We start from the raw sequence: 1,121 nt of genomic DNA on the forward strand, positions 1-1,121 counted from the left end.
ATCACGAGCGAGGGCGCGAAGCCCAGTCCGGTGCGCGCGAGCGAGGCCTCACGCCGGAGCCGCACGGCGCGCAGGTGCACGCGGGTCCGCGGCACGATGCAGCCCACCAGGGACACGAAGAGCAGGATGTAGACGGCCGAGAACCAGACCGAGGCGTACACGTCGAAGAAGCCCAGCCGGTCGAGCCAGGGGGCCAGCTCCGGGTTGTCGGCCAGGTAGCGCGCGACGGCGGCGGGGTCCTGCGGGCGCTGCGGGAGCACCGAGCCGGGCACGGCCACGACGGCGAGGAGCATGAGCAGCATCAGCGCGACCCGCATGCTCGTCAGCTGGCGCCAGGTCCAGCGCAACGTCCCGACGAGGCCCAGGCGGGGCAGGACCGCGGGGGCGGTGCCGGCCGGCTCGCCCTCGGCGTACGGGCCGCCCGCGTGCCCCTCGGGCCGGTAGTCCTCGGGCATCACACCACCGTCCGGAAGCCACCGATGAGCCCCTGCAGGGACTGGGTCCACGCCCCCCAGATCCCCGAGACCAGGGCCAGGCCAACCAGCACCAGCACCCCGCCACCGACCCGCATGATCGCCACGCGGTGCCTGCGCAGGAACCCCAGGGCGCCGGCCGAGCGCTCGAAGCCCAGCGCGATCAGCAGGAACGGCAGCCCCAGGCCCACGCAGTAGGCCACCGAGAGCACCGCCCCGCGCCCCGCCGAGGCCTCGTCGAGGGCCAGGGTGTAGACGGCGACGAGGGTCGGGCCGATGCACGGCGCCCAGCCGAGCCCGAAGACCACACCCAGCACCGGAGCCCCCCACAGCCCGGCTGTCGGCGCGAGGTGCAGGCGCCGCTCGCGCTGGGCGAAGGGGATCCACCCGAGGAAGACCAGACCCATGAGCACGACGACGAGTCCCAGCACCCGGGTCAGCACGTCGCTCCACTCGTTCACGGCTGCCCCGAGGGACCCGGCCAGCACGCCGAACAGCACGAAGACCACCGTGAACCCCGCGACGAACAGGCCCACCCCCGCGAGCATGCGCCAGCGGCCCACGTCGGCCAGGCGACCTGGAGCGGCAGCGGGCTGCGCTGCCGCGTGCGGGGCGGGGCTCGCAGCCCCCGCCTGCGCGCCCGCCCCT

At 75.0% G+C, this 1,121-nt stretch carries 2 protein-coding genes; both read right to left on the bottom strand.

The features are described 5' to 3' along the window. Positions 1 to 455 (bottom strand): cytochrome c biogenesis protein ResB (locus L0B03_RS18210; protein ID WP_250448466.1); only part of this gene is annotated, 455 nt, incomplete at its 3' end. Further along, positions 455 to 1,121 (bottom strand): cytochrome c biogenesis CcdA family protein (locus L0B03_RS18215; protein ID WP_250448468.1); only part of this gene is annotated, 667 nt, incomplete at its 5' end. The genes L0B03_RS18215 and L0B03_RS18210, both read right to left, overlap by 1 nt.

The organism is Actinotalea sp. C106, assembly GCF_023630195.1.
GTDB lineage: Bacteria > Actinomycetota > Actinomycetes > Actinomycetales > Cellulomonadaceae > Actinotalea.